Origin of the sequence: Streptomyces sp. NPDC088553 (assembly GCF_044752965.1) — a bacterium.
GTDB lineage: Bacteria > Actinomycetota > Actinomycetes > Streptomycetales > Streptomycetaceae > Streptomyces.
This window is the reverse complement of sequence record NZ_JBIVMG010000004.1, coordinates 214063-238482: the sequence shown is the minus strand read 5'-3', so window position 1 is coordinate 238482 and position 24420 is coordinate 214063. Positions and strand designations below refer to the sequence as shown.

At 72.8% G+C, this 24420-nt stretch carries 19 protein-coding genes and 3 tRNA genes; 9 read left to right on the top strand and 13 right to left on the bottom strand.

All coding sequences use genetic code 11. The annotated features are described in order from the left end of the window. Position 1: 1 nt before the first annotated feature. The 3 genes from ACIP8Z_RS14185 to ACIP8Z_RS14175 all read right to left on the bottom strand — a co-directional run bounded on the left by ACIP8Z_RS14185 (position 2) and on the right by ACIP8Z_RS14175 (position 3679). On the bottom strand, positions 2-2155 hold the full coding sequence (locus tag ACIP8Z_RS14185; RefSeq protein WP_402082853.1) for a molybdopterin oxidoreductase family protein: 2154 nt from the start codon (positions 2153-2155) through the stop codon (positions 2-4). 75 nt (positions 2156-2230) lie between these two features. Then, positions 2231-2917: a vancomycin high temperature exclusion protein gene (locus ACIP8Z_RS14180; RefSeq protein ID WP_402082851.1), complete on the bottom strand. Its 687-nt coding sequence runs from the start codon at positions 2915-2917 to the stop codon at positions 2231-2233. Between the two features lie 39 nt (positions 2918-2956). Further along, positions 2957-3679 carry an aquaporin gene (locus ACIP8Z_RS14175; RefSeq protein ID WP_402082849.1) on the bottom strand — a complete coding sequence of 241 codons (723 nt, stop codon included), beginning with the start codon at positions 3677-3679 and terminating at the stop codon, positions 2957-2959. Positions 3680-3845: 166 nt separating this feature from the next. Here ACIP8Z_RS14175 and ACIP8Z_RS14170 point away from each other — a divergent pair, with 166 nt between their 5' ends. The 5 genes from ACIP8Z_RS14170 to ACIP8Z_RS14150 all read left to right on the top strand — a co-directional run bounded on the left by ACIP8Z_RS14170 (position 3846) and on the right by ACIP8Z_RS14150 (position 10722). After that, positions 3846-4817, top strand: a complete 972-nt coding sequence (locus ACIP8Z_RS14170; RefSeq protein WP_402082847.1) for a sirohydrochlorin chelatase — start codon at positions 3846-3848, stop codon at positions 4815-4817. Between the two features lie 35 nt (positions 4818-4852). Further along, positions 4853-6217, top strand: a complete 1365-nt coding sequence (locus tag ACIP8Z_RS14165) for a deoxyguanosinetriphosphate triphosphohydrolase (RefSeq protein ID WP_402082845.1) — start codon at positions 4853-4855, stop codon at positions 6215-6217. 159 nt (positions 6218-6376) lie between these two features. Beyond that, on the top strand, positions 6377-7636 hold the full coding sequence (locus ACIP8Z_RS14160; protein WP_402082843.1) for an NAD(P)/FAD-dependent oxidoreductase: 1260 nt from the start codon (positions 6377-6379) through the stop codon (positions 7634-7636). 29 nt (positions 7637-7665) lie between these two features. Continuing rightward, positions 7666-9564 carry a DNA primase gene (dnaG, locus tag ACIP8Z_RS14155; protein WP_402082841.1) on the top strand — a complete coding sequence of 633 codons (1899 nt, stop codon included), beginning with the start codon at positions 7666-7668 and terminating at the stop codon, positions 9562-9564. A gap of 48 nt (positions 9565-9612) precedes the next feature. Beyond that, the gene (locus ACIP8Z_RS14150; protein ID WP_402082838.1) at positions 9613-10722 is read left to right on the top strand and encodes an RNA polymerase sigma factor; all 1110 of its coding nucleotides are present in this window, start codon (positions 9613-9615) and stop codon (positions 10720-10722) included. Here the strand turns inward: ACIP8Z_RS14150 and ACIP8Z_RS14145 are convergent. From ACIP8Z_RS14145 to ACIP8Z_RS14125, 5 genes are all read right to left on the bottom strand, one after another. Beyond that, positions 10667-11383, bottom strand: a complete 717-nt coding sequence (locus ACIP8Z_RS14145) for a hypothetical protein (RefSeq protein WP_402082835.1) — start codon at positions 11381-11383, stop codon at positions 10667-10669. The two genes, ACIP8Z_RS14150 and ACIP8Z_RS14145, sit on opposite strands and share 56 nt — an antisense overlap. 15 nt (positions 11384-11398) lie before the next feature. Then, entirely contained in the window at positions 11399-13351 is a 1953-nt protein-coding gene (locus tag ACIP8Z_RS14140; protein WP_402082832.1) for an ABC transporter ATP-binding protein, read from the bottom strand. Next, positions 13351-15084: an ABC transporter ATP-binding protein gene (locus tag ACIP8Z_RS14135; protein ID WP_402082830.1), complete on the bottom strand. Its 1734-nt coding sequence runs from the start codon at positions 15082-15084 to the stop codon at positions 13351-13353. Before ACIP8Z_RS14135 ends, ACIP8Z_RS14140 begins: the two co-directional genes overlap by 1 nt. A 134-nt stretch (positions 15085-15218) precedes the next feature. Next, positions 15219-16658 (bottom strand): FGGY family carbohydrate kinase, encoded by a 1440-nt coding sequence (locus ACIP8Z_RS14130; RefSeq protein WP_402082827.1) that lies wholly within the window; start codon positions 16656-16658, stop codon positions 15219-15221. Between the two features lie 30 nt (positions 16659-16688). Continuing rightward, positions 16689-17000 carry a YtxH domain-containing protein gene (locus ACIP8Z_RS14125; RefSeq protein ID WP_402082824.1) on the bottom strand — a complete coding sequence of 104 codons (312 nt, stop codon included), beginning with the start codon at positions 16998-17000 and terminating at the stop codon, positions 16689-16691. 192 nt (positions 17001-17192) lie between these two features. Between ACIP8Z_RS14125 and ACIP8Z_RS14120 the strand changes: the two genes are divergently transcribed. From ACIP8Z_RS14120 to ACIP8Z_RS14110, 3 genes are all read left to right on the top strand, one after another. Next, positions 17193-17265, top strand: a tRNA-Asn gene (locus tag ACIP8Z_RS14120). Between the two features lie 5 nt (positions 17266-17270). Beyond that, a tRNA-Asn gene (locus ACIP8Z_RS14115) sits at positions 17271-17343 on the top strand. Between the two features lie 166 nt (positions 17344-17509). After that, a tRNA-Ile gene (locus tag ACIP8Z_RS14110) sits at positions 17510-17586 on the top strand. Positions 17587-17882: 296 nt separating this feature from the next. Here ACIP8Z_RS14110 and ACIP8Z_RS14105 read toward each other — a convergent pair. Beyond that, on the bottom strand, positions 17883-19937 hold the full coding sequence (locus ACIP8Z_RS14105) for a phosphocholine-specific phospholipase C (protein ID WP_402082821.1): 2055 nt from the start codon (positions 19935-19937) through the stop codon (positions 17883-17885). Positions 19938-20170: 233 nt separating this feature from the next. Beyond that, positions 20171-20587 (bottom strand): organic hydroperoxide resistance protein, encoded by a 417-nt coding sequence (locus tag ACIP8Z_RS14100; RefSeq protein ID WP_229314291.1) that lies wholly within the window; start codon positions 20585-20587, stop codon positions 20171-20173. Between the two features lie 113 nt (positions 20588-20700). Here ACIP8Z_RS14100 and ACIP8Z_RS14095 point away from each other — a divergent pair, with 113 nt between their 5' ends. Beyond that, positions 20701-21183 carry a MarR family winged helix-turn-helix transcriptional regulator gene (locus ACIP8Z_RS14095; RefSeq protein ID WP_402082817.1) on the top strand — a complete coding sequence of 161 codons (483 nt, stop codon included), beginning with the start codon at positions 20701-20703 and terminating at the stop codon, positions 21181-21183. 99 nt (positions 21184-21282) lie between these two features. Here the strand turns inward: ACIP8Z_RS14095 and ACIP8Z_RS14090 are convergent, their stop codons facing one another. Genes ACIP8Z_RS14090 through ACIP8Z_RS14080 form a run of 3 tightly spaced genes read right to left on the bottom strand, consistent with a single transcriptional unit; the run spans position 21283 to position 24388 of the window. Beyond that, positions 21283-22512 carry a beta-ketoacyl-[acyl-carrier-protein] synthase family protein gene (locus ACIP8Z_RS14090; protein ID WP_402082814.1) on the bottom strand — a complete coding sequence of 410 codons (1230 nt, stop codon included), beginning with the start codon at positions 22510-22512 and terminating at the stop codon, positions 21283-21285. Beyond that, positions 22512-22742 carry an acyl carrier protein gene (locus ACIP8Z_RS14085; protein WP_402082813.1) on the bottom strand — a complete coding sequence of 77 codons (231 nt, stop codon included), beginning with the start codon at positions 22740-22742 and terminating at the stop codon, positions 22512-22514. The genes ACIP8Z_RS14090 and ACIP8Z_RS14085 overlap by 1 nt, the downstream gene beginning before the upstream one ends. Next, positions 22739-24388 carry a prenyltransferase/squalene oxidase repeat-containing protein gene (locus tag ACIP8Z_RS14080; protein ID WP_402082811.1) on the bottom strand — a complete coding sequence of 550 codons (1650 nt, stop codon included), beginning with the start codon at positions 24386-24388 and terminating at the stop codon, positions 22739-22741. Before ACIP8Z_RS14080 ends, ACIP8Z_RS14085 begins: the two co-directional genes overlap by 4 nt. Positions 24389-24420 lie beyond the last annotated feature (32 nt).

Below are 24420 nucleotides of genomic sequence, written 5' to 3'. Positions count from 1 at the left end.
ATCACTCCCGGGGGAGTACGGGCGCGTACACCCCCTGGCGTGGTTCTCCGGCCTCGTTCCCGGCGTGCTCCAGACGGACCGCGCACACCTTGAACTCGGGCATCCGGGAGACCGGGTCGAGCGCCGGGTTCACCAGGGTGTTGGCCCGGCCCTCGCCCGCCCAGTGGAAGGGCATGAAGACGGTGTCCGGCCGGATGGCCGTGGTGATCCGGGCCGGTGCGACGGCCCGGCCGCGCCGCGAGACCACCGCGACCCGCTGGCCCTCGGCCACCCCGAGGCGCTCGGCGAGCCGGGGATGGAGCTCGACGAAGGGGCCGGGGGCCGCCGCGTTCAGCTCGTCGACCCGCCGGGTCTGCGCGCCCGACTGGTACTGGGACACGACCCGGCCGGTGGTGAGGACGACGGGGTACTCGGCGTCCGTCTCCTCTGCCGCGGCCCGGTGCACCACCGGCACGAACCGGGCCCGCCCGTCGGGCGTCGCGAACCGGTCGAGGAAGAGCCGCGGGGTTCCCGCGTGGCCGGACTCGCCCTCGCCGGTCTCCGGGCAGGGCCAGAACACACCCTGCTCCTCCTCGATCCGGCGGTAGCTGATGCCCGAGTAGTCGGCCGGACCACCGGCCGAGGCCCGGCGCAGTTCGTCGAAGACCTCCTCGGGTTCGGCGGGGAACCCCTTCTCCCAGCCGAGGAGCCCGGCGAGCGCGTGCAGCACCTCCAGGTCGCTCCGTACCCCGGCGGGCGGGGTGAGGGCGCGCCGGCGGAGCAGCACCCGCCCCTCCAGGTTGGTCATGGTGCCGGTCTCCTCCGCCCACTGGGTGACGGGCAGCACGACATCGGCGAGCGCGGCGGTCTCGGAGAGCACCACGTCGGCGACGGCGAGGAAGCCGAGCGAGCGCAGCCGGCCCTCGACGTGGGCGGCGCGGGGCGCGGAGACGACCGGGTTGGAGCCCATGAGGAGCAGGGCCTTCACGTCGCCGCCGAGGGCGTCGAGGAGCTCGTACGCGCTCCGGCCCGGCCCCGGCAGCGACTCGGGGGGCACACCCCAGACCCCGGCCACGTGCGCGCGTGCGGCCGGGTCGTCGAGCTTGCGGTAGCCGGGGAGCTGGTCGGCCTTCTGGCCGTGCTCGCGGCCGCCCTGGCCGTTGCCCTGGCCGGTGAGGCAGCCGTAGCCGCTGAGGGGGCGGCCCGCCTTCCCGGTGGCCAGGCAGAGGTTGATCCAGGCGCCGACGGTGTCGGTGCCCTTGGACTGCTGCTCGGGGCCGCGCGCGGTGAGGACCATTCCGGTGGCGGCGTCGCCGAACAGCGCGACGGCCTGCCGGAGCAGCGGCACCGGCACGCCCGTGATGCGCTCGACCTGCTCGGGCCAGTGGGACATGGCCCCGGCGCGCGCGGCCTCCCAGCCGGAGGTGCGCGTGGCGACGAACTCCTGGTCGACGCGTCCTTCGGCCACCACGAGGTGGAGCATGCCGAGGGCGAGCGCGAGGTCGGTGCCGGGGCGGGGCGCGAGGTGGAGGTCGGCCTGCTCGGCGGTGCGGGTGCGGCGCGGATCGACGACGATCAGCTTTCCGCCGTTCTCCCTCAGCTCGGTGAGGTAGCGGAGGGCGGGCGGCATGGTCTCGGCCAGGTTGGAGCCGACGAGGATCACGCAGCCGGTCCTCGGGATGTCCTCCAGGGGGAACGGCAGCCCCCGGTCGAGCCCGAAGGCCCTGCCGTGCGCGGCGGCCGCCGACGACATGCAGAAGCGCCCGTTGTAGTCGATCTGCGAGGTGCCGAGCACCAGCCGGGCGAACTTCCCCAGCGTGTACGCCTTCTCGTTGGTGAGGCCGCCGCCGCCGAAGACCCCCACGGCATCGGGACCGTGGTCGGCGCGGGTCCGGCGCAGCCCGTCGGCGACGGCGGCGAGGGCCTCCTCCCAGGACGCGGGCACCAGGGTCCCCGTGTCAGGGCACCGGACCAGGGGCTCGGTGAGCCGGACCCGGGAGGAGAGCACGGCGGGGGCGGTGCGGCCCTTGCCGCACAGCGCGCCCCGGTTGACGGGGAAGTCGGTCCGGTCGACCACCTCGGCGGGCAGCTCCGGGACGCCGGTGGGGCGGAGCGACATGCCGCACTGCAGGGCGCAGTAGGGGCAGTGGGTGGGTACGGCGATGGCCTCGGACATGCGGCCAGCGTGGGTCAGGCGTGTTACGCGGGGCGGCACCGCTGATTACGGGCGCGGGGCCATGCTCTCCGTCCGCTACGGCTCGCGAGGTGAGGCCAGCGCCTCGGTGACGCCCTTCTCCTCCGGGCCGAGGAAGTGCGGGTCGGGCCGGAGCGCGGCGTCGAGGGAGGCCTTGCCGGCGGCGAAGAGCTCCCGGGTGGTGCCGTAGTACCAGGTGCGGTCGTGGGGTTCGGGGACCCCGACGCCGTACGCGTCGACGCCGGCCCGCCCGCACAGCGCGACGGCCCGCTTGATGTGGAAGTCCTGGGTGACGAGCACGGCCCGGTCGACACCGAAGACCTTCCGGGCGCGGACGCAGGAGTCCCAGGTGTCGAAGCCCGCGTAGTCGCTGACGATCCGGCCGTCGGGCACCCCGCGCGCGGTGAGGTACGCGCGCATGGCGCTGGGTTCGTCGTACGCGGTCCTGCTGTTGTCGCCGGTGACGAGCAGGACCCGGACCTTCCCCGCCCGGTACAGCTCGGCGGCCGCGTCGAGCCGGTGCGCGAGGTACGGGGTGGGGCGCCCCTTCCACAGCCCGGCGCCGAAGACGACGGCGACGTCCCGGTCGGGCACGTCGGCGGTGGTACGGAGCTTCCCGGCGGCGGCGGTGTGCATCCAGGTGACCGGGGTGAGCGCGAGGACGGCGCCCAGCATCACGGCCTGCACGGTACGGCGGCGGGCCCGGGTGGTGCGCGGGATCAACCGGGTGAGCCGTGCCGGCATGCGGGAACCTCCGTGGCGGGTGGTCTCGGTGTCGCTCTGTCACCCCGTCCGACGCGCTTCGGCGGGATTCGGTTCGGCGGCGGCGTCACGTGTTCCGTACAACACACCGGCCAGCACCATCCCGAGCAGCATGCCGAGCAGCTGGGCGGCGGCGAAGGCGGGCACCGAGCCGGGGGCGATCCCGGTGAAGGAGTCGGAGAACGCGCGGCCGACGGTGGCGGCCGGATTGGCGAAGGACCCGGAGGAGGTGAACCAGATCGCCGCGCCGATGTAGCCGGCGACCGCGACCGGGGCGAGCCCGGGGCGGCCGATGTGGCTCAGGCCCCGGACGACGAGGACGAGCCCGGCGGTGGCGACGGCCTCGCCGAGCAGCAGATGGAGCGCGGAGCGCGACTCGGTGGCCCAGGCGCCGGGCATCCGCCCGAACATCGCCTCGGCGAGCAGCGCGCCCGTCACGGCCCCGGCGAGCTGGGCGGCGATGTAGGCGAGGACCTCGCGCGAGCCGCCCGTACCGCGTCGGGACCACCACTCGGAGAGGGTGACGACGGGGTTGAGGTGGGCGCCGGAGAGCGGCCCGATGAGGGCGATGAGCAGCCCGAGTCCGATGGCGGAGGCGGCGGCGTTGGCGAGCAGCCGGACGCCGATGTCCTGGCTCAGGGTGTCGGCGCGGATGCCGGAGCCGACGATGACGGCGACGAGGGCGCCGGTTCCGATGAACTCGGCGGCGACGCGCCGGGGGAGAGCGGGCGGGGACATTCTCATGGTGGAAAAGATATTCCGTGATTCGGAATCGGAAAAGGGGGCAGGGGAGGTGCGGGGCCTGCCCCACGAGCGCCTGACATCCATCGGGGCACGCGCGTGAGGTCACGGAAAACAGTCGTGACCCCGGTGCAACGGGCAGGCAACCTGCGCCCCGCAGGATCGGTGCATGACGGAGCCGGACAGTACGTACGCCACCGCCGCCGAGCTGCTCGGCAGGATCACCGAGCGGCTCGGCGAGCAGCTCGGCCACCTGCATCCGTACGGCCCCCGGCCGCGGAAGGACGAGCAGGAGGTATCCCCGCCCATGAACACCCCAGGCCGTGCCACTCCCGTCCTCGCCGAGCCCGCCCTCCCGGGAACCCGCCGGCTCCGCCCCGCCCTCGTGGGAACGGCCCCGCCCGCACCCGTCCTCGTCGCCGTCGGCCACGGCAGCCGGGACCCCCGCGCCCGCGCCACCCTCGGACGCCTCCTCGAACGGGTCGGGGAACTGCGCCCCGGCCTCGACGTGCGGCTCGCGCACATCGAGCTGAACGCCCCGCTCCTCGACGCCACCCTCACGGAGCTCGCCGCCGAGGGCCGCGACGCCGTCCTCGTCCCCCTGCTCCTCGCCCCCGGCCACCACGTCACCCACGACCTGCCCGCCGCCCTCGCCGCCGTGCCCGGACTCAGCGCCCGCGTGGCCGCGCCGCTCGGTGCGCACCCGCTGCTCGTCGAGGCCCTCGCCGACCGGCTCGCGCACGCCGGCTGGACCCCCGAGACCGGCACCTCACGGGCCGCCGGGGTCGTCCTCGCCTCCGCCGGATCCCGCGACCCCCGCTCCGGCGCCGAGCTCCGCCGGATCGCCGCCCTGCTCGGCGAGCGGCTCGGCGGCGTCCCCGTCGTCCCCGCGTACGCGTCCGCCGCCGCGCCCACCGTGCCCGAGGCCGTCCGCGCCCTCGTCGCCCGGGGCCGCCACCTGGTCGCCGTCGCCTCCTGCTTCACCGCCCCCGGCCTCTTCGCCACCCGCGCCGCCGCACACGCCCCCTGGATCGCCTCCGCGCCCCTCGGCGCCCACCCGGCCCTCGCCCGCCTGGTCCTGCACCGCTACGACGGCGCTCTCCGCGCGACCACCCGGGAGCGGGAACTCGCCACCGTCTGAGCGCTTCTGTCGGTCCCTCCGGTTACCTTCGATGCATGGAAGGCATCACAGACGGCACAGACAGCGCAGACATCAAGGGCAGCCCGGACCTCACCGACACCGCCGACCTCGCCGGCGCCACCGACACCCCCGGCTACGACGCCGACGCGACCGATCGCTGGGCCGCCGAGCCCGACAAACGTCCCGGGCGCACCGCCTTCCAGCGCGACCGCGCCCGCGTGCTGCACTCCGCCGCGCTCCGCAGGCTCGCCGGCAAGACCCAGGTCGTCACCCCCGGCACCCGGGGCCACGCCTGGGACGCCAGCCCCCGCACCCGGCTCACCCACTCCCTTGAGTGCGCCCAGGTCGGCCGGGAGCTCGGCGCCGCCCTCGGCTGCGACCCCGACCTCGTCGAGGCCGCCTGCCTCTCCCACGACATGGGCCACCCGCCCTTCGGGCACAACGGCGAGCAGGCGCTCAACGACGTCGCCAAGGACTGCGGCGGCTTCGAGGGGAACGCCCAGTCGCTCCGCCTCCTCACCCGGATCGAGCCCAAGCGCTTCGTGAAGGACGCCGAAGGGGAGCTGGTCAGCGTCGGGCTCAACCTCACCCGCGCCGCCCTCGACGCCGCCACCAAGTACCCGTGGCCGCGCGGCGGCCACCCCGACGACCCCGGCTCGTCCAAGTTCGGCGTGTACGAGGACGACCTGCCGGTCTTCGCCTGGATCCGGCAGGGCGCCCCCGGCCACCGCAAGTGCTTCGAGGCCCAGGTCATGGACTGGTCCGACGACGTGGCCTACTCGGTCCACGACTTCGAGGACGGTCTGCACGCCGGGCACATCGACCCCAACCTGCTCCTCGCCGAGCCCGAGCGCGCCGACATCGCCGCCGTCGCCATCGGCCGCTACGTCCCCGAGGACACCGACCCGCAGGAGCTCGCCGAGGCCCTCGACCGGCTCGTCGACCAGGAGTGGTGGCCGCACGGCTACGACGGCTCGGCCGTCGCCCAGGCCCGTCTCAAGGACGCCACCAGCCAGCTCATCGGCCGGTTCGCCCTCGCCGCGGAGGGCGCCACCCGGCAGGCGTACGGCTCGGGCCGCCTCACCCGCTACGGCGCCGAACTGGTCGTCCCCCGGGAGGCCCGTAACGAGTGCGCCGTCCTCAAGGCCGTCGCCGACCGGTACGTGATGCAGCGCCCCCAGCAGGAGGCCCTCCGCGCCGACCAGCGCATCGTCGTCGCCGAACTCGCCGAGGCCCTCGTCGCCCGCGCCCCCGACGGCCTCGAACCCCAGTTCCGTTCGCTGTTCGACCAGGCGCGCGACGACCGGGCCCGCAAGCGCGTCATCGTCGACCAGATCGCCTCCCTCACCGACGCCTCCGCCCGCGCCCTGCACACCCGTCTCCGTCCGCACCACGGCTGACCCCCCGCCGGGCCACCGCCGGGCCGGGCCGCCTCGGAGTCGGCCCTCTTCCGTCACCACCCTCCGTGCGGGACGCTCGCATGCACGGCCCGAGGCGGTACGGCCCGACGAACGCCCGGGGGCGTAGGTTGGAAGCGGTCGCAAAGAGGAGGAAACGACGTGGTCGACGCAGATCAGACCTTTGTCATCGTCGGCGGGGGCCTGGCAGGGGCCAAAGCGGCGGAGACCCTGCGTGCCGAGGGGTTCAACGGCCGGGTGATCCTCATCGGCGACGAACGCGACCACCCCTACGAGCGCCCACCCCTGTCCAAGGGGTACCTGACCGGCGCGAAGGAACGCGACAGCGTCTTCGTCCACGAGGCCGCCTGGTACGCGGGCCACGACATCGAGCTGCACCTCGGGCAGTCCGTCACCGCCGTCGACCGCGAGGCCCGCACCGTGCGCCTCGGCGACGGCACCGTCATCCGCTACGACAAGCTGCTCCTCGCCACCGGCGCCGAGCCCCGCCGCCTCGACGTCCCCGGCACCGAGCTGGCCGGCGTCCACCATCTGCGCCGGCTCGCCCACGCCGACCGCCTCCGCCAGGTCCTCGCCTCCCTCGGCCGCGACAACGGCCACCTGGTGATCGCCGGCGCCGGCTGGATCGGCCTGGAGGTCGCCGCCGCCGCCCGCGGCTACGGCGCCGAGGTCACCGTCGTCGAGTCCGACCCCACCCCGCTGCACCGGGTCCTCGGCCCCGAGCTCGGCCAGCTCTTCGCCGACCTGCACACCGACCACGGCGTCCGCTTCCACTTCGGCGCCCGGCTCACCGAGATCGTCGGCCAGGACGGCATGGTCCTCGCCGTCCGCACTGACGACGGCGAGGAGCACCCGGCGCACGCCGTGCTCGCCGCGATCGGCGCCGCCCCCCGCACCGCCCTCGCCGAGAACTCCGGGCTCGCCCTCGTCGACCGCGCCGACGGCGGCGGCATCGCCGTCGACGAGTCGCTGCGCACCTCCGACCCCGACGTCTTCGCAGCCGGTGACGTGGCCGCCGCCCACCACCCGCTGCTCCACACCCGGCTCCGCGTCGAGCACTGGGCCAACGCCCTCAACGGCGGCCCGGCCGCCGCCCGCGCCATGCTCGGGCAGCGCGTCTCCTACGACCGCGTCCCCTACTTCTTCTCCGACCAGTACGACCTGGGCATGGAGTACTCCGGCTGGGCGCCCCCCGGCACGTACGACCAGGTCGTGGTCCGCGGCGACACCGGCAAGCGCGAGTTCATCGCCTTCTGGCTCAAGGAGGGCCGGGTCCTCGCCGGGATGAACGTGAATGTGTGGGACGTCACAGACCCCATCCAGCAGCTCATCCGCGCCCGTACGGCCGTGGACCCCGACGCCCTCGCCGACGCCTCCGTACCCCTGGAGAGCCTGATCTGATCACCTCCGCCCGCACGTAGACTTCATGCGTGGCAGGCAGGATCAACGATGACGACGTGAAGGCGGTCCGGGACGCGGTCCCGATCGACGCCGTCGTGTCCGAGTACCTCCAGCTCCGCAACGCGGGCGGCGGAAACCTCAAAGGTCTCTGCCCCTTCCACGACGAGAAGTCGCCCTCCTTCCAGGTCAGCCCCAGCAAGGGACTGTTCCACTGCTTCGGCTGCCAGGAGGGCGGCGACACCATCGCCTTCGTGATGAAGATCGACCACCTCTCCTTCTCGGAGACGGTCGAGCGCCTCGCCGCCAAGGCGGGCATCACCCTGCGGTACGAGGAGGGCGGCTACAACCCCGGCCACCAGCGCGGGGAGCGCATCCGTCTGGTCGAGGCGCACAAGGTCGCCGCCCAGTTCTACATCGATCAACTCGACTCGCCCGAGGCCGAGATCGGCCGCAAGTTCCTCGCCGAGCGCGGTTTCGACCAGGCCGCCGCCGCCCACTTCGGCGTCGGCTACTCCCCGGCCGGCTGGGACCACCTCACCCGCTTCCTGCGCGGAAAGGGCTTCTCCGACAAGGAGCTGATCCTCTCCGGGCTCTCCCAGGACGGCCGCCGCGGCCCCATCGACCGCTTCCGCGGCCGCCTCATGTGGCCGATCAAGGACGTCGGCGGCGAGATCGTCGGCTTCGGCGCGCGCAAGCTCCGCGACGACGACAACGGGCCCAAGTACCTCAACACGCCCGAGACCCCGATCTACAAGAAGTCCCAGGTGCTCTACGGCATCGACCTGGCCAAGAAGGACATCGCCAAGGTCAGCCGGGCCGTCGTCGTCGAGGGCTACACCGACGTCATGGCCTGCCACCTCGCCGGCGTCACCACCGCCATCGCCACCTGCGGCACCGCCTTCGGCGGCGACCACATCAAGATCCTCCGCCGGCTCCTCATGGACAACGGCTCGGCCCGCGTCATCTTCACCTTCGACGGCGACGCCGCCGGCCAGAAGGCCGCCCTGCGCGCCTTCGAGGACGACCAGAAGTTCGCCGCCGAGACCTACATCGCCATCGCCCCCGACGGCATGGACCCCTGCGACCTGCGCCTCGCGAAGGGCGACGAGGCGGTCGCCGACCTCGTCCAGCCCCGCACCCCGCTCTTCGAGTTCGCGCTCCGCCAGATCGTGAAGCGGTACGACCTGGAGACCCCGGCCGGCCGCGCCGCCGCCCTCGACGAGGCCGCGCCCGTCGTCGCCCGGATCAAGAACATCGGCGCCCAGCACGAGGTCGCCGTCCAGCTCGCGGGCATGCTCGGCATCCTCGACACCCAGTTCGTCGTCAAGCGGGTCGCCCAGCTCGCCCGCTGGGCCCGCGACCGCGGCGGCAAGGGCCCCGCGCAGCAGCAGAGCCCGCAGCGCGGCTACGACACCGCCGCACCGGCCGCGGCCGCCGCCTCCTCCGGCCCCGCGCTCAACCTGCGCAGCCCGGCCCACCGCACCGAGCGCGAACTCCTCAAGCTCGCCCTCCAGCGCCCCGAGCTCGTCTCCCCGGCCTTCGACGCCTACGGGGCCGACGAGTTCACCGCCCCGCCCTACGCGGCCGTCCGCCAGTGCGTCCAGGACGCCGGAGGCGCCACCGGAGCGCCTTCCGACTACCTCGACACCGTCCGCGAGGCCGCGCCCAACGACACGGTGCGCGCCCTCGTCACCGAACTCGCCGTCGAGACGATCTTCGCCAAGACCGTCGACGAGGCCTACGCCGGCGACCAGCTCGTCACCGTCCGGCTCCGCGCCGTCGACCGCCGCATCCGCGAGGTCCAGGGCACCCTGGCCCGCCTCGGCCCCCAGGGCGACCCCGAGCGGCTCTCCGCCGTCCAGAACGAGCTCTGGGTCCTCACCCAGTACGGCCAGTCCCTGCGGAACAACGGCGCCGCCGCCCTCTGACGCACGGTCAGTCACGTTCCGGTCTCAAAAAGTCACCGCACGCCCCTCGTGGGCTCACTGTGTCGTACCCCACACTGGGTAACGGTGTCGTCCCGCTGCCCTACGCCCCCGGACCGGCAGCGATCACCCCCCTGGAGGTCGCCCGCCGTGCAGACCCGGACCATGTCCCAGGAACCGCCCGCCGCCGCACCGGACGAGCAGCCGGAGATACCACCCCAACGCCGCCGCCCCGACCCCGGCGGCAACGGGCCCTCCTCCGACCTCTTCCGCCAGTACCTCCGTGAGATCGGCCGCATCCCGCTGCTCACCGCCGAGGAGGAGGTCGACCTCGCCCGCCGCGTCGAGGCGGGTCTGTTCGCGGAGGAGAAACTCGCCAACACCCCCGACCTGGACTCCCGTTCGGCGAGCGACCTGGACCAGCTCGTCGTCCTCGGCAGGATCGCCAAGCGCAAGCTCATCGAGGCCAACCTCCGCCTCGTCGTCTCCGTCGCCAAACGGTACGTGGGCCGCGGCCTGACCATGCTGGACCTCGTCCAGGAGGGCAACCTCGGCCTCATCAGGGCCGTCGAGAAGTTCGACTACGCGCGCGGCTACAAGTTCTCCACGTACGCCACCTGGTGGATCCGCCAGGCGATGTCCCGGGCCCTCGCCGACCAGGCCCGGACCATCCGCGTCCCCGTGCACGTCGTCGAACTCATCAACCGCGTCATCCGCGTCCAGCGCCGCATGCTCCAGGAACGCGGCTACGAACCCACCGCCGAGGAGGTCGCCGCCCAGCTGGACGTGCCCCCGGAGCGGGTAGGCGAGGTGCTCCGCCTCGCCCAGGAACCCGTCTCCCTGCACGCCCCCGTCGGCGAGGAGGACGACGTCGCCCTCGGCGACCTCATCGAGGACGGCGACGCCGCCTCACCCGTCGAGTCCGCCGCCTTCCTGCTGCTCCGCCGCCACCTGGAGGACGTGCTCTCCACCCTGGGCGAGCGCGAGCGGAAGGTCGTGCAGCTCCGCTACGGCCTCGACGACGGCAGGCCCCGCACCCTGGAGGAGATCGGCCGGATCTTCGGCGTGACCCGCGAACGCATCCGCCAGATCGAGTCCAAGACCCTCAGCAAACTGCGGGACCACGCCTACGCGGACCAGTTGCGCGGCTATCTGGACTAGGGGGTGTCCGGCGGATCCAGCCCAGCTCCTTCACCGTCAGCGTCCACGGGCCGTCGGCCTTGTACAGCAGCAGCAGCGGACCCGCCGGGAGCGGGACGGTGCGCCGCAGCGGGTCGGTGCGGTTGAGGAGCAGCGTGGGCCGGTCCGTGAGACCCGTGTGCCCGGCGACCTCGTGGCACCAGATGCCGACGTAGCCGCCGCCGTCCTCGTCGCCCTCGAAGTGCACCTGGAGGTCGGCCACCCCGCCCGTGTACAGCAGGGCCTCGGGGCCGTACCCCCGCAGCGTCCCTTCGAGCCGGCGCGCCGCGGCGACGGGCTTCACCCGCATCGCCCAGCGGCGGTCCGCCCGTACGCGCTGCCGCAGGGCACGGCCCTCGGGGGCCGGAACGACCGAGCTTCCGGTGAAGTCCGGGAGCGTGGTGTTGAAGAGGTAGTCCTCGTCCTTGTTCCTGCTGTCGAGGGGGAAGTTGCCGAAGTAGCCCCGGTCCTCGTGCGCGGCCTCCACCAGGACGGGCCCCGGCGGGACACGGCGGTCCACGGTGACCACCTGGTCGTCGTCGCCCGTGATCGTGAAGGGCTCGAACACCGGGCCGAACTCCCAGCCCTCGACGAGCTGGTACGGCCGGTGGTTATGTGACCCGTGCCGCACATCATGCGGCACGGGTCACATGCCCGTTCAGTCGACCTCGGCGACCGCCTGCGCGAACTGCGCCGCGTACAACCGGGCGTACGCCCCGCCGGACGACAACAGCTCCTCGTGCGTGCCCTGTTCGACGATCGAGCCGTTCTCCATCACCAGGATCACGTCCGCGTCCCGGATCGTGGAGAGCCGGTGCGCGATCACGAACGACGTGCGCCCGTGGGCCAGTCGCGCCATCGCCTTCTGGATGAGGACCTCGGTCCGGGTGTCGACCGAGCTGGTGGCCTCGTCGAGGACGAGGATCACCGGGTCGGACAGGAACGCCCGCGCGATGGTGATCAGCTGCTTCTCGCCCGCGCTGACCCCCGCCCCGTCGTCGTCGATGACCGTGTCGTACCCCTCGGGCAGGGTGCGGACGAACCGGTCGGCGTGCGCGGCCCGCGCCGCCTCCTCGATCTCCGCCCGGGTCACCGCGCGCGTGGCGCCGTACGCGATGTTGTCCGCGATGGTGCCGCCGAACAGCCAGGTGTCCTGGAGGACCATGCCGATCCCGGCCCGCAGCCGCTCCCGGGACATCGTGGCGATGTCCACCCCGTCGAGGGTGATCCGGCCGCCGGTGACCTCGTAGAACCGCATGAGCAGGTTCACCAGGGTCGTCTTGCCGGCGCCGGTCGGGCCGACGATCGCGACCGTCTGGCCCGGCTCCACCGTGAGCGACAGGTCCTCGATGAGCGGCTTGTCGGCCTCGTAGCGGAAGGAGACGCCCTCCAGGGCGACCTTCCCCTTGAGGTCGGCCGTCTCCCAGCCCTCGGCCGGGGACGCCCCCAGCTCACCGGCCGGCGCGTCCGGCTGCTGCTCCTCCGCGTCGAGCAGCTCGAAGATCCGCTCGGCCGAGGCCACACCCGACTGCACCAGGTTCGCCATCGACGCGACCTGCGTCAGCGGCATCGAGAACTGGCGCGAGTACTGGATGAAGGCCTGCACGTCGCCGATGGAGAGCGTGCCGCTCGCCACCCGCAGACCGCCGACCACGGCCACCAGGACGTAGTTGATGTTCGAGATGAAGAACATCACCGGCTGCATCACGCCGCTGTTGAACTGCGCCTTGAACCCGGCCTCGTACAGCGCCTCGTTCTGCTCGCGGAAGTCCTTCGCGGACTCCGCCTGTCGGCCGAACACCTTCACCAGGGTGTGCCCGCTGTACATCTCCTCCACGTGCGCGTTGAGCGCGCCCGTGGACTTCCACTGCTGCACGAAGTGCGGCTGCGAGCGCTTCCCGATCTTCGCCGCGACGAAGACCGAGACCGGCACCGTGATCAGCGCCACGAGCGCGAGCAGCGGCGAGATCCAGAACATCATCGCGAGCACGCCGACGATCGTGAGCAGCGAGTTGATCAGCTGGCCCATCGACTGCTGGAGGGTCTGCGAGATGTTGTCGATGTCGTTGGTCGCCCGCGACAGCACCTCGCCGCGCTTGGCCTTGTCGAAGTACGACAGGGGGAGCCGGGCCAGCTTCGTCTGGACGTCCTCCCGCATCCGGTAGACCGTCCGGTTGATCACCTTGATCGACATCCGGGTGGAGACCAGCATCAGCAGGCCCGCCGCCACGTACACGCCGAGGACCACGAGGAGCACCTCGCCGACGGCGGAGAAGTCGATCCCCTGCCCCGGCGTGAAGTCGACCCCGCTCAGCATGTCCGCCATGCCGGAGTCGCCCGAGGCGCGCAGCCTCTCGATCGCCTCCGCCTTCGTGCCGCCCTCGATCTGCCGCCCGATGACACCGGCGAAGACGAGGTCGGTCGCCTTGCCGAGGATCTTCGGGCCGACCACGGAGGCCGCCACCGACAGCACACCGGCGATCAGCATCACCCAGAGCGTGCCGCGCTCGGGCGCCAGCTGCTTGAGCAGCCGCTTGCCCGAGCCCTTGAAGTCCATCGACCGCTGGTCGGGGCCGCCACCGGCCATCATGCGTCCGCCAGGACCGGCCATCAGGCTGCCTCCGCCTCGGTGAGCTGGGAGAGCACGATCTCCCGGTACGTCTCGTTGTCCGCCATCAGCTCCTGGTGCCGTCCGGTGCCGACGACCCGGCCCTCGTCGAGGACGACGATCCGGTCGGCGTCCCGGATGGTGGAGACCCGCTGGGCGACGATGACGACGGTCGAGTCGGCCGTCTCCCGGGCGAGCGCGGCCCGGAGCAGGGCGTCCGTCTCGTAGTCGAGCGCGGAGAACGAGTCGTCGAAGAGATAGATCTCCGGCCGCTGCACCAGCGTCCGCGCGATGGCGAGCCGCTGCCGCTGCCCGCCGGAGACGTTGGTGCCGCCCTGCGCGATCGGCGCGTTGAGGCCGGCCTCCAGGTTCCGGACGAAGTCGGCGGCCTGGGCGACTTCGAGGGCGTGCCAGAGCTCTTCGTCGGTGGCGTCGGGTTTGCCGTAGCGGAGGTTGGTGGCGACGGTCCCGGAGAAGAGGTAGGGCTTCTGGGGGACGAGTCCCACGGTCCTCGCCATCAGTTGGGGGTCGAGGTTCCGGACGTCGACGCCGTCGACGAGGACCTCGCCGCCGGTGGCGTCGAAGAGCCGGGGCACGAGTCCGAGGAGGGTCGACTTGCCGCTGCCGGTGGACCCGATGATCGCGGTCGTCTCGCCCGGCCGGGCTTCGAGCCCGACGTCCTTGAGGACGGACTCCTCCGCACCCGGGTACCGGAAGTCCGCGCTCCGGACCTCCAGATGACCCCGCCGGTCGAGCTCGGTCACCGGCTTCACCGGCGGCACCACGCTGGACTCGGTCGCGAGGACCTCCTCGATGCGTTCGGCACAGACCTCGGCCCGCGGCACCATCATGAACATGAAGGTGGCCATCATGACCGCCATCACGATCTGCATCAGATAGGCGAGGAACGCGGTCAGCGCGCCGATCTGCATCCCGCCGCTGTCGATCCGGTGCGCGCCGAACCAGACGACCGCCACGCTGGAGATGTTCACGACGGTCATGACCACCGGGAACATCAGCGCCATCAGCCGGCCGGTCGCCATCGAGACATCGGTCAGCTCCGCGTTGGCACCGCGGAACCGCTCCTCCTCGTAGCCGTCCTTCACGAACGCCCGGATCACGCGGTTGCCGGTGATCTGCTCGCGCAGCACCCGGTTCACCGTGTCGAGACGCTCCTGCATCGTCCGGAAGAGCGGCCGCATCCTCCGCACGATCAGGGAGACCGAGACGGCGAGGATCGGCACCACGGCGAGCAGCACGGCCGAGAGCGGCACGTCCTGGCCGAGGGCCATCACGATGCCGCCGACACACATGATGGGAGCCGAGACCATCAGGGTGAACGCCATCAGGACCAGCATCTGGATCTGCTGGACGTCATTGGTCGTACGGGTGATCAGCGAGGGCGCGCCGAACTGCCCCAGCTCCCGCGCGGAGAAGGACTGCACCCGGTCGAAGACCGCGGCACGCACGTCCCGGCCCAGCGCGGACGCGGTGCGGGCGCCGTAGAACACGGCCCCGATGTTGCAGACGACCTGCACGACGGAGACGCCGACCATCAGGGCGCCGAAGCGCAGGATGTATCCGGTGTCCCCGTCGACGACACCGTTGTCGATGATGTCCGCGTTCAGGGTCGGCAGATAGAGGCTCGCGCAGGTCTGCAGGAACTGCAGCAGCACGAGCAGTGCGATGGGTTTTCGATAGGGCCCGAGGTGGGTTCGGAGAAGTCTTATGAGCACGGCTCCACTATCGCCCGCACGCCCGAGGCGTTACGACTCGGTTTCAGGGTGCGGGGCGAGCCCTGGGGAAGACTTTACGAACGGGGATTCGGGCCCCGGTGAGGTGAGGCACGGGGCGCGATCCCCCCGTCACGCTACGAACCGAAGGCGCCCGGGTGGAGCTGGTCCCGTGTCGCCACGTACTGCTGTCGCACCGCCCGGCCCGCGGGCAGGTCCTCGCCCGGCTCCAGGATCTGCGCGGCCGCGCCCTGCCAGGCCGGGGGAGTGGACGGCGGCAGCGTGCCCCGCGCCACCCCGAGGGCCCAGGCGGCCTGCCGGGCCGCGCCGAGCGCCGCGTAGTCGGCGGGCTGCGGGACGACGACCTGCGCGCCGAACAGCGCGGGCGCGAGCGCCTGCACCGCCGGAAGCGCCGCCGCGGCGCCGAGCAGGAACACCCGGCGCACCTCGACCCCGCGCCCGCGCAGCACGTCCATGGCGTCGGTGAGCGCGCAGAGCATGCCCTCGAACGCCGCCCGCGCCAGGTGTTCGGGCTTCATCGACTCGCGCCGCAGCCCGCTGAGCGTGCCCGCGGTGTGCGGCAGGTTCGGGGTCCGCTCGCCCTCCAGATAGGGCAGCAGGACGAGCCCGGAGGCGCCCGGCGTCGACTTCAGGGCCAGCGCGGACAGCTCTTCGAGGGAGTCGACGCCCAGCATCTCGGCGGTGCCGCGCAGCGCCCGGACCGCGTTGGAGGTGTGGACGACGGGCAGGTGCATGCCGGTGGCGTCGGCGAAGGAGGTGATCATGCCGCTCGGGTCGGCGAGGGCCTCGTGGTGGACGGCCATCACGGAGCCGGAGGCACCGAGCGAGACCACCGCGTCCCCGGGGCCGAGCCCCAGACCCAGTGCGGCGGCCATCGTCTCGCCGGTGCCGGCGGAGATGAGGAGCCCCTCGGGCGTGGTGCCGGCCGCGTCCGCCGGGCCGAGGACCTCGGGCAGCACCGCCTGGTGGCCGAGGGCCAGCTCGACGAGGTCGGGACGGTACGTGCCGGTGCGGGCCGACCAGTAGCCGGTGCCGGAGGCGGCGCCGCGGTCGGTGGTGCGCCGGGCGGGCCGGCCGAGGAGCTGCCAGACCAGCCAGTCGTGCGGCTGGAGGACCATCGCGACCCGCCGGGCGTGCTCGGGCTCGGTGCGGGCCAGCCAGCGCAGCTTGGCCACCGGCTGCCCGGCGCCGGGCACGGAGCCCACGGCCTCGGCCCAGGCCTGTCGGCCGCCGAGCGACTCGACCAGGTCGGCGGCGGCGACCTGGGCCCGCTTGTCGTTGCGGACGAGCGCGGGCCGCACCAGGCCGCCCTGCGCGTCGAGCGGTACGAGTCCGTGCTGCTGCGCGGACACGCCGATGGCCTGCACGCCCTCCAGGAGCCCGCCGGTGGCGGCCTCCCCGAGCGAGAGCAGCCAGGTCTGCGGGTCGACGTCGACGGCCTTGGGTTCGCCCGGGTGAGGGGCGTATCCCTGCCGCAGTACGGCACCCGTGTCCGTGTCACAGACGACGATGCGTGTGAACTCCGCTGAGCTGTCGAGTCCGGCGACTATCCCCATGACACTTGATTCTGCCGCACGCGGGGCGGTTCAGGTGTTGCTGGTGCCCCAGTCGTCGTCCTCGACCTTCCCATTGGCCCCGCCGCGCCCGGACAGCGCGTGGAACCGGTCGGTCACCGAGGACGGCAGCCGGTCGCCCACCTTGTCGCCCACGACGTGCGCGGCCTTGCCCGCGACCTGCCGCCCGGTCTGGGCGGCGGTCTCGGCGGCGTTGCGCACGGCCGGGTTCTGCGCGAACTCCTTCGCGGACTTCTTCATCTGCTCGTACCGCTCGCGTCCGGCCCGCGTGCCGACCACGTAACCGAGGGCGAGTCCTACGACGAACGTCAGCTTGTATCGCATGGCCACCACCTTCCCTGGAGAGCTTCCTTGATGCCTGCCCGACGCGTCTCCGACGCATCGCCGGTGCCCAGGCGGTGCCCCCGGCGATACCGATTGGCGGAGCACCCCCCTGCTTGCGCTAATGTATGTGTCGCAGCGAGCAACCGCCCGCCCGGAGCATCCGGAGTGGGTACGTTCGGTGCAACGCAGCAATCCCCTGTAGCTCAATTGGCAGAGCAGCCGGCTGTTAACCGGCAGGTTACTGGTTCGAGTCCAGTCGGGGGAGCGCGATCCCCTGTAGCTCAATTGGCAGAGCATTCGGCTGTTAACCGGAGGGTTACTGGTTCGAGTCCAGTCGGGGGAGCGGAACGGAAAAGGACCCTTCGGGGTCCTTTTTCGCGTCTCGGGGAACCATGCGGAGCGCGGTGCGGTCTTCATGGTCGAGCAGAGCCGATCTTCCGGAGCAGGAGATCGTATGAGCGGCTATGCTGCGGCAGACGGCGCGCACACATGTACGCGCCTCACCGTTCGGGGCGGTAGCTCAGCCGGTTAGAGCAGCGGACTCATAATCCGTCGGCCGTGGGTTCGAGTCCCACCCGCCCCACCACTTCGTGGTGCCCGCAGAATCGTTCCGACCCGTGATCCGACCGGGCGGACGGTTCGGCGGCGCGAGCCCGCCGCGTACGGCCGGCAGCTCTTCCCCAGTCTGCGACCTCCCGAGGGCGGACCCGGGACATCGGCTCCGCGACACGCCCGGTGAATCACCCGGATGGCGCGGAACGGCCCCTTCCGGCCAGATCGTGAGCCGCCTCACACCACACCACCGAACGCCCTGTCCGGGCCCGAGGGCCCGTACGCGCCGCATGGACGCGTACGGGCCCTCGGGGCGTCCCGCCGGGGTGGTCAGTACGTGAGGAGGGCCGGGTCCGAGAAGCTGGCCGCGCCCGTCTCCACGTGGCCCGCGAGGCGGCGGACGTAGTCCGTGCTCGCGGAGGACGTGACGGTGACGTCGTACCAGTGGTGGGCCGCCGAGACGTCGACGCTGTGGGTGACCGTGGCGCCCTTCGCGACGGAGAGCGTCTTCTGGGCGCCGCCGTAGGCGTTGATGAGGGTCACCGTCGCGGTCGTGCCCGCGTTGGTGAAGGTCAGGTCCAGCGTGCGCGTGGTGGGATTGTGGCGGGCCGTGACCTCGGGGACGGCCGTCTTGCCGGGGGAGCGGAAGCGGCGGACGAAGCCGTTGGGGCCGTGGACCGTGAGGTCGGTGACGCCCTTCGAGTACGTCGTGTTCCAGGTGTCCGCGATCGACTTGCCGGCCTCGGTCGTGTACGTCCACGGCGCGTCCGTGCGGTTGGCCGAGGTCACGTAGAACTGCGCGCCCGCCGAGGGCCCGCCGCCGAAGGTGAGGCGGAACTTGCCGGCCGCGGTGTCGGCGGCGCCGTCCACGAACGGGGCGTACTTCAGCGGGCGGGTGGGCTTGGCGCCGCGCTCCTGGCGGGGCATGGTGCCGGTCGCCGGGGCGGTGGCGAGGAAGTCGGGGTGGCGGTTCCTGTCCGGCGGGAAGTAGCCGGACGTCGGCGGCAGGGCGGCCGCCGAGGTGTCCGTACGGGAGAAGTCGAAGGCGGAGGTCAGGTCGCCGCAGACGGCCCGGCGCCAGGGCGAGATCTGGGGTTCCTGCACCCCGAAGCGCTGCTCCATGAAGCGGATGACCGAGGTGTGGTCGAAGGTCTCGGAGCAGGTGTAGCCGCCCTTGGACCAGGGCGAGACGACGAGCATGGGGACGCGCGGGCCGAGGCCGTAGGGGCCGGCCACGTAGCCGGTCTTGCCGGGGAAGTGGTCGAGCCCGGTCGCGACGGTGGAGAGACCCTGCGCGGCGGAGCCGGGGACGTACGGCGGGACGACGTGGTCGAAGAAGCCGTCGTTCTCGTCGTACGTGATGAACAGGGCCGTACGGGCCCAGACGTCCGGGTTCGAGGTCAGCGCGTCGAGGACCTGCGAGATGTACCAGGCGCCGTAGTTCGCGGGCCAGTTGGAGTGCTCGGAGAAGGCCTCCGGGGCGGCGATCCAGGAGATCTTCGGCAGCCGGCCGCCTTGCACGTCGGAGCGCAGCCGGTCGAAGAAGCCCTCGCCGGCCTTGGCGTTCGTGCCCGTGCGGGCCTTCTCGAACAGCGGGTCGCCGGCCTGGGCGTTGCGGTACGTGTTGAAGTACAGGAGCGAGTTGTCGCCGTAGTTGCCGCGGTAGGCGTCGTTGATCCAGCCCCAGGAGCCGGCCGCGTTCAGCCCGTCGCCGATGTCCTGGTAGATCTTCCAGGACACCCCGGCCGCCTCCAGGCGCTCCGGGTAGGTCTTCCAGCCGTAGCCCGCCTCGGCGTTGTTGAGGACCGGGCCGCCGCCGGTGCCGTCGTTGCCGGTGTGGCCGGTCCACAGGTAGTAGCGGTTCGGGTCGGTCGAGCCGATGAACGAGCAGTGGTACGCGTCGCAGATCGTGAACGCGTCGGCGAGCGCGTAGTGGAACGGGATGTCCTCGCGGGTGAGGTACGCCATGGTGGCCTTGGTCTTGGCCGGTATCCAGTTGTCGTACCTGCCCTTGTTGAAGGCGCTCTGGCCGCCCGCCCAGTCGTGGTTGAGGCCCTGGAGGAACTCCATGCCGAGCTTCGCGCTCTCCGGCCGGAAGGGCAGCGTGACCTTGCTGCCGTCCGACTGGTTCCAGACCGACTTGCCACTGGGCAGGGTGACCGGGCGGGGGTCGCCGAAGCCGCGTACGCCCTTCATCGACCCGAAATAGTGGTCGAACGAACGATTCTCCTGCATCAGGACGACAATGTGCTCGATGTCCTGGATCGTGCCGGTGGAGCCTTGAGCCGGGATGGCGGCGGCGCGCGCGATGCTCTCCGAGAGCATGGTCAGCGCGGCGGTGCCGCCGGCGAGTTGAAGGAACCGGCGACGGTCGAGGTCGGCCATGGGGGAGTTCTCCTCCGGGTCGAGAGGGGCACGGGTGGGGGTGCGCGTGCGGTGGCCGGGTGGACCGGCTCGTGGGCGCCCCAAGGAGAGCGCCCGTGAACCACCGGCCGGGGGCCGTTCCATGACTGCCCGTCGTACGGCAGACGAATCCCCCGTGCCCGAACGGAAGAACTCACGAACGAACGCCCCCGGTGGTCGATGACCATCGGGGGCGTACGTGAACCGACAGAAAACTACTCGACGACGAGGTCGACCTTGATGTTGCCGCGGGTCGCCTTGGAGTACGGGCAGAACGCGTGGGTCTTCTCCAGGAGGGACTTGCCGGCCTCGCCCTGGAGGTGGTCCGGGAACTCGGCGCGCATCACGACCGCGAGGCCGAAGCCGCCGTCCGCGGCGTCCTTGCCGATGGAGACCTCGGCGGTGATCGAGGCGTCGGAGATGTCGATCTTCTCCTGGCGGGCGACCAGGTTCATGGCGCTGGCGAAGCAGGCCGCGTACCCGGCGGCGAAGAGCTGCTCGGGGTTGGTGCCCTGACCGTTGCCGCCGAGGGCCTGCGGGTGGGCGAGGGGGAGGTCGATGTGGCCGTCGGAGCTGACGGCGCGGCCCTCGCGGCCGTTGGCGGTGGCGACAGCGGTGTAGATCGCGTCCATGGTGTCCGTTCCTGTCCTCGGGGGGTGTGCTGCGGTGGCTCTCTATTAATAGCGCACGATTCAATTGTGTACAACTCAATCGCGTGTGAGGTGTCCTCGCGTATCCTGGAGCCATGGAGACGCTCGACACCGTCCCGGACGAGGACTTCCTCCGGCTCGACCACCAGATCTGCTTCTCGCTGCACGCGGCGACCCGCGCGTTCAACGGCGTCTACCGCGAGGCGCTCAAGGAGCTGGGGCTCACCTACCCCCAGTACCTCGCCATGCTGGTGCTCTGGGAGCACGGCGAGCTGCCCGTGAAGGGGATCGGGGAGCGCCTCCGGCTCGACTCCGGGACCCTGTCCCCGCTGCTCAAGCGCCTGGAGACGGCCGGATACGTCGAGCGGCGCCGCAGCCCCGAGGACGAGCGGTCCGTCACCGTGCGGCCCACCGCCGAGGGGGCCGCGCTGAAGGAGAAGGCCCGCGACGTGCCGCGCCGGATCGCCGCGGCGACGGGACTCGACCTCGCCGACATCCGCGACCTGCGGGAACGCCTCGACGCCCTGGCCGTCCGGCTCGACAGCATCGACCCGGACGACCTGAACGTCTGCCGCTAGACGGCTCTCGCAGCCGGACGGCGGCCACGGCCGGGCGTAGGCGGCTCCGACCGCCGGGCGCCTCTCACCGGCCGCACGACTCCGACCGCCGGGCGCCCCTCACGGCGCCGTGATCACCAGGGCCGCGTTGTGGCCGCCGAAGCCCACCGACGTGGACACCGCGAGCCGCAGCCGGGCCGTGCGCGCCGTCGTCGGGACGTCGAGGTCGATGCCCTCGCCCGGCTCCGCGAAATTGGCCGTCGGGGGCACCGTGCCCTCCTCGACCGACAGCACCGTGAGCACCGCCTCCACCGCACCCGCCGCACCCAGCAGGTGCCCGGTCACGCCCTTCGTCGACGTCACCGGCGGCCGGTGCGGCAGCAGCGCCGCCAGGACCGCCGCCTCCACGGCGTCCCCGCGCGGCGTCCCCGTCCCGTGCGCGTTGACCAGGTCGACGTCCCCGGGCGACGCCCCCGCCTCGGCGAGCGCGCCCCGCACCGCGGCCGTCAGACCCGAACCGTCCGGCCGGGGCGCCACCACATGGTGCGCGTCGGACGTCGCCCCGTAACCGCTGACCAGTGCCCGAGTCCTGGCCCCCCGCGCCGCCGCGTCCGCCGGCCGCTCCAGGACCAGGAACCCCGCGCCCTCCGCCATCACGAAGCCCGACCGGTCCACGTCGAACGGCCGGAGCCCGCCCGCCGGGTCGTCGAAGCGGCGCGACAGCGCCCGGAGCCGGTCGAAGCCCGCGATGTAGAACGGGCTCAAGGACGCCTCCGCCCCGCCCACCAGGACGAGGTCGCAGCGCTCCAGGGCCAGCAGATCGAGCGCCACACCGATCGCCGACGCCCCCGCCGCACACGCGGTGGTCACCGCCAGCGACGGACCCCGGACACCGAACTCCACCGCGAGCTGCGCCGCCACCGCGTTCGGCAGCGCGCCCGGCACCGCGAACGGCGACATGTCCCCGGGGCCGTCCGTCCGGAGCACCTCCCGCTGCGCCTCGTACGTGAGGACCCCGCCGGCCCCGATCCCGGTGACCACCCCGACCCGCGCCCCGTCCCAGCAGCCCGGGTCGAGATCCGCGTCGGCGAGCGCCTCCCGCGCCGCGCACAGCGCGAGCGCCGCACTCCGGTCGGGCCGCCGCGCCGCCGCAGCCCGCCCGGGACCCCCGGGAGGCTCGGGCGCCCGGCAGGCCAGGTAGGTGAGACCGTCCCGCTCCTCCCGTACCGAGGTCGACTTTCCCACGCGTACGGTCTCCCAGGTCGTCGCCCGGTCCGCGCCCGCCGGTGTGAACAGCCCGACCCCCGTGACGGCCGCCCCGCGGCCGGGGCCCGGTCCGCCGCCGCGCATCAGACCGTCCCCGCGTGGACGGCGACCAGGCGCTCGATCGCGGCGACGGTGGTCGCCGCGTACAGCTCCTCCTCCGGCACCGGGACGCCCCGCTCCTTGCGCAGGACCAGCGCGAGCTCGGTCAGCAGGAGCGAGTCGAGGCCGGCCTCCTCGCGGGTCGCCTCCGGGGTGACGCCCTCCGGGTCGAGACCCAGCGAGACCAGCAGGTTCTTCAGTTCGTCGAAGGTCATCGGGCTTCCTTGCCGGTCGGAGTGGGGGTGGGGCGGGGGAGGTGCGAGGCGGCCGCCCGCGCGTGGTTCAGGCCGAGCAGCACGCACACGTCCGTCAGGAGCGGTACGTGATAGGCGAGCGGTCTCGGCCCCGCCTGGTCCGGGCGGGAGACGAAGCCCCCGTCGGCGCGCTGCCGTTCGAGCAGATGCCGCACCGCGCGCTCTGTCGCGCCCACGGCGCACGGCACGGCCGGAGTCCGGGCCACGGCGATCAGCGCGTACGCCGTGCTGATCGGGTCGCTCGGATCGGACGGCACATGACCCCAGCCGCCGTCCTGGTTCTGGGTGTCGACCAGCCGGGCCACCGCCCGCGCCCGGGCCCGCGCGACCACGGTCCCCGCCGGGTGGCCGGGAGCCACGGCGTGGAACGCGTCGTACGCGAGGACCGTACGGAACAGGGCGTTGCTCTCGTTGAGGCTCCAGCTGCGCTCGAAGGGCCCCGCGCTCTCCTGCCGGGCCGCCATGAACCGGACGGCGGCCGCCACGACGGGCCGGTGGGCCGGGTTCGGGGCGAGCGCGTTCACCGCCGCCGCCGTTATCGCCACCTCGGAGGCCGTGCCGGGCTCGAAGGTCGGGAAGCCGTCGTCCCCGCCCCGCCGGGCCAGCAGATACTCCTCGCCGGCCGCCACCTCGGCGCCGCGCTCCGGGGCCGTCGCACGCAGGAACTCCACGCAGTACGCGGTGTCGTCGACGTCGCTCTGGGCGACGTCGCGGTCGAACCCCCAGCCCCCGTCGGGATTCTGGCGCTCCGTCAGGGCCGCCGCGAGGGCCCGCAGGGTGTGCGTGGGGGCTCCCGCCCCGGCCAGGGCGAGGCCGCCGGTCGCCGTCGCGAACACGTCCATGCCGGTGATGAACGGCAGCCCGCCGTCCGCGCGGAGCAGCCCGCGCAGCTCCGCCGCCCGCGCGCCCACGGCCGCCGCGTACCGGGGCCGGTGCCGGAGCGCGAGCAGGGCGAGGATCCGGGCGAGATGGTTGCCGTACGGGGGCGGGCCGGGCAGCGAGCAGGGCGCGAGCGTGCGCCAGTCGTCCTCGGTGACGAGCCGCGGCGAGCCGGTGCCGAAGGCGTACAGAACCTTCAGGGCGGCCATCTCCGTGACCAGCCACAGCTGTTGGCCGCGCGCCTCGAAGACGCGGCCGGGGGAGGCGAGGACGGGGAACGGATGGGCGCCGAGCTCTGCGAGCACCGTCTGGAACATCAGTCGCTTGCGTCCGGCGGTGAAGTGGTCGAAGCCGCCGAGCAGCCTGGTCAGCGCGGCCGGCCCGTCCACGTACTCGCCGAGCGCCGCGCGGGCCGCGGCCTCCTGCACGGGGTCGGGGGCGCCCTCGTCCACGGCGGTCTTCAGCCGCCGCATGAGCCGCTCCTGGGCGTCCGGATCGACCCCGGTCACCGTGAGCAGCCGCAGGGCCAGCGCGGTCTCCAGGATCCGGCTGTCGCAGGGCGCGCGGAGCAGCCCGTCCGCCCCGGCGGCCGCCACCAGGCGGGTGGCGAGCCGGGCCCGGGCCCGGTCGAGCCGGCCGGTGACGGACGCAACGCCCGGCGCGGGGCCGGGCGCGGGGCCCGGGACGGCGAGCGAGGCACCGGTCAGGGGCAGCGCGCAGTACGTCATGGTGGGGGTGTCCTTCGTCGGGGTCGGTGAGA

Excerpts from the sequence above, each read along its gene's own strand:
- ACIP8Z_RS14105 (WP_402082821.1), bottom strand. The coding sequence starts at position 19,937 with ATGGCCGACCTCGACCGTCGCCGGTTCCTTCAACTCGCCGGCGGCACC.
- ACIP8Z_RS14185 (WP_402082853.1), bottom strand. The coding sequence starts at position 2,155 with ATGTCCGAGGCCATCGCCGTACCCACCCACTGCCCCTACTGCGCCCTG.
- ACIP8Z_RS14095 (WP_402082817.1), top strand. The coding sequence starts at position 20,701 with ATGGAGACGCTCGACACCGTCCCGGACGAGGACTTCCTCCGGCTCGAC.
- ACIP8Z_RS14090 (WP_402082814.1), bottom strand. The coding sequence starts at position 22,512 with ATGCGCGGCGGCGGACCGGGCCCCGGCCGCGGGGCGGCCGTCACGGGG.
- ACIP8Z_RS14175 (WP_402082849.1), bottom strand. The coding sequence starts at position 3,679 with ATGAGAATGTCCCCGCCCGCTCTCCCCCGGCGCGTCGCCGCCGAGTTC.
- ACIP8Z_RS14140 (WP_402082832.1), bottom strand. The coding sequence starts at position 13,351 with ATGGCCGGTCCTGGCGGACGCATGATGGCCGGTGGCGGCCCCGACCAG.
- ACIP8Z_RS14165 (WP_402082845.1), top strand. The coding sequence starts at position 4,853 with ATGGAAGGCATCACAGACGGCACAGACAGCGCAGACATCAAGGGCAGC.
- ACIP8Z_RS14085 (WP_402082813.1), bottom strand. The coding sequence starts at position 22,742 with ATGACCTTCGACGAACTGAAGAACCTGCTGGTCTCGCTGGGTCTCGAC.
- ACIP8Z_RS14130 (WP_402082827.1), bottom strand. The coding sequence starts at position 16,658 with ATGGGGATAGTCGCCGGACTCGACAGCTCAGCGGAGTTCACACGCATC.
- ACIP8Z_RS14170 (WP_402082847.1), top strand. The coding sequence starts at position 3,846 with ATGACGGAGCCGGACAGTACGTACGCCACCGCCGCCGAGCTGCTCGGC.
- ACIP8Z_RS14080 (WP_402082811.1), bottom strand. The coding sequence starts at position 24,388 with ATGACGTACTGCGCGCTGCCCCTGACCGGTGCCTCGCTCGCCGTCCCG.
- ACIP8Z_RS14125 (WP_402082824.1), bottom strand. The coding sequence starts at position 17,000 with ATGCGATACAAGCTGACGTTCGTCGTAGGACTCGCCCTCGGTTACGTG.
- ACIP8Z_RS14180 (WP_402082851.1), bottom strand. The coding sequence starts at position 2,917 with ATGCCGGCACGGCTCACCCGGTTGATCCCGCGCACCACCCGGGCCCGC.
- ACIP8Z_RS14100 (WP_229314291.1), bottom strand. The coding sequence starts at position 20,587 with ATGGACGCGATCTACACCGCTGTCGCCACCGCCAACGGCCGCGAGGGC.